The 2,612-nt window shown below is 69.0% G+C and carries 2 protein-coding genes; both read right to left on the reverse strand.

What is annotated here, in order from left to right; all coding sequences use genetic code 11:
* Nucleotides 1-81: 81 nt before the first annotated feature.
* Nucleotides 82-1,791, reverse strand: coding sequence for a SulP family inorganic anion transporter (locus CCR87_RS00250; RefSeq protein ID WP_201155339.1), 1,710 nt, complete (start codon nucleotides 1,789-1,791; stop codon nucleotides 82-84).
* 108 nt (nucleotides 1,792-1,899) lie between these two features.
* Nucleotides 1,900-2,199, reverse strand: a complete 300-nt coding sequence (locus tag CCR87_RS00255; protein ID WP_051431976.1) for a helix-turn-helix domain-containing protein — start codon at nucleotides 2,197-2,199, stop codon at nucleotides 1,900-1,902.
* Nucleotides 2,200-2,612 lie beyond the last annotated feature (413 nt).

Here is a 2,612-nt window from a genome sequence, read left to right on the forward strand (position 1 = left end):
CCCCCCGGTTCGCGCCCCCCGATCCCCGCAGCGGGGCGGCGCGCCGGGTTTGATCCCCGCCAGCCCCGCCAGCCCGACGCTTCAGCGCCGCGCCTCGGCGCGCAGGGCGGCCTCCACCGTGGTGGCGTGGCGCACGAGGGGCTTGCGCAGGCCGTGGGCGACCAGCGCCCGGCGGATGTCGCGCCGCGCCCCCGTCAGCCACAGCGTGACGCCGCGCCCGTGCGCCTTGTGGGCCAGCCCCTCGATCATGTGCGCGCCCGAGCTGTCGAGGAACGGCACCTCGGAGAAATCCACCACCAGCGCGCGGTGGTTGTCCTGGATGCGGTCCAGCACCGATCCGATCGACGCGGTGGCGCCGAAGAACAGCGCCCCGGTGATGCGATAGACCACCACGTCGGGGTCGCCCGCCCCGGACCAGGCGGTGCGGGGGCGGGCGGTGTCGGCCTCGTCCCGGCCCACGAAGGGGGTCTGGGTGTGCACGGCGGTGGTGCGGCTCATGCGGTGGATGAACAGCACCGAGCCGAGGGCGAAGCCCACCACGATCGCCTCGGTCAGGTCGCGGAAGATCGTCAGCAGGAAGGTCACCGCCAGCACCGTCGCCTCGCCCCGCCCCGAGCGCAGCAGGATCGCGATGGCCGGGCGCTCGATCATGTTCCACGCCACCACCGCCAGCACCCCCGCCAGCCCCGCCAGCGGGATGTAGCCCGCAAGCGGCGCCGCCAGCACCATGAAGCCCAGCAGGAACACCGCATGCAGCATCCCCGCCACCGGCCCGTGCGCGCCCGCGCGCACGTTGGTGGCGGTACGCGCGATGGTCCCGGTCACGCAGAACCCCCCGAACAGCGATGCGCCCACGTTGGCCACGCCCTGCGCCACCAGCTCGCAGTTCGACCGGTGGCGGCGGCCGGTCATGCCATCGGCGACGACCGCCGACAGCAGCGACTCGATCGCGCCCAGCAGGGTGAAGGATACCGCCGCCGGCAGCACGGCGATGACCTTGGACCACGTCCAGTCCGGCAGCGCGGGCGCGGGCAGCGACGACGGGATGCCGCCGAAGCGGGTGGCGATGGTGTCCACCGGCAGGCCGAGGGCTGCCGTGATCGCGGCCCCCAGCACCACCGCGATCAGCATCCCCGGCCAGCCCGGCCGCACCCGCTTCAGCCCCGCGATCACCGCCACCGTGCCCGCCGCCAGCGCCAGCGCGGCGGGCGTCACGCTGTCGCGCGCCGCCCACAGCGCGGGCAGTTTCTCCAGCAGCGCGCCGGGCTCGTCGTCGAGCGTGAGGCCGAAGACCTCGGCGATCTGGCTGGCAAAGATGATGACGGCAATCCCGGCGGTGAAGCCCACGGTGACCGGGTGGGGGATGAACTTGATGAAGGTGCCCAGCCGCAGCCACCCCACCGCCGCCAGCATCAGCCCCGACAGGAAGGTCGCCAGGATCAGCCCGTCGACCCCGTGCAGCGCCACCGTCGCCGACACCAGCACGATGAAGGCACCCGCCGGCCCGCCGATCTGGAACCGCGAGCCGCCCAGCAGCGACACCAGGAACCCGCCCACGATGGCGGTATAAAGCCCCTGCGCCGGACTGGCACCGGAAGCAATCGCAATCGCCATCGACAACGGCAGCGCGACGATCGCGACGGTCAGACCAGCCAGCGCGTCGCCCCGCAACTTCCTGAAGTCGTAGCTCTCCCGCAGAACGGTGACCAGCTTCGGCGTGAACAACTCGACGAAGCCCGCAGCACCAGATGTGGCGGCGGTGCGAGTGACAGGATCGGTCCTGCTCGGCAAGGCACACTCCTTCTGACCCGGCGGGATCGCCGGCCGGGCCAGACGGTCGCCATCGCTGGGCTCTATCTTCAAAAAACGACACAGGCAGCGCCTGCACGGCGACGGAGATCAGCCGTGGTCCGACTTGTCTCCCGGCACGGGTGCGCTCCCCGATGGCCCTGCCGAGGCCTTCAGGCGAACCCCGCGCCCGTGACCGCGGCTCTCCGTTCCTTCTCCGATCAGCTCGACTCCCGCCGCCTCGAGCGCCTGCACCACCCGAGTCAGGCTCTCGACCACGCCACGGACGTTGCCTGGGCTGGCTTCCATCCTCTGGATCGTGGGCACGGACACACCAGCCCGCTCGGCCAAGGTCTTCTGGTCGAGTCCGAGCAACGCCCGAGCCGCGCGGAGTTGGGCCGCCGTGAGCATTCGTGATCCTTCAAAGCAAATCAGAGCGTTACAGGGTATACATGCTATCTTGATGTTTCAAGCATCACCCTTAAAACATTAAACACCAACACTGCCGATTCACCGACGACTTTCATGGGTTAAGGACGGCCCCCTGGACAGCTTCTAGAGTTCAAGGAGAGTTGAGATTTGATAACATGTTCGCCGGTAGCCGCCACTATAGACAGTTACGCGGCGAAACAGATAGCAGCGGAGGGCCTGACACTATGCTTGCCGCAACTCTGTTCCGGCAAATTATCCGGGAGGGGCGCCTAACGCTGATCGACGCCCAGGGCCAGCGTTTTACGTTCGGTCAAGGCGATCCTGCAGTCACGGTCCGAGTCACAGACCGCAAGACAGAGTTCAAGATTGGCGCCCACCCCAAGCTCTACCTG

Source organism: Rhodobaculum claviforme, from assembly GCF_016653255.1.
GTDB classification, from domain to species: Bacteria; Pseudomonadota; Alphaproteobacteria; order Rhodobacterales; family Rhodobacteraceae; genus Rhodobaculum; species Rhodobaculum claviforme.

Coding starts and splice junctions, on each gene's coding strand:
- CCR87_RS00255 (WP_051431976.1), bottom strand. CDS start 2,199: ATGCTCACGGCGGCCCAACTCCGCGCGGCTCGGGCGTTGCTCGGACTC.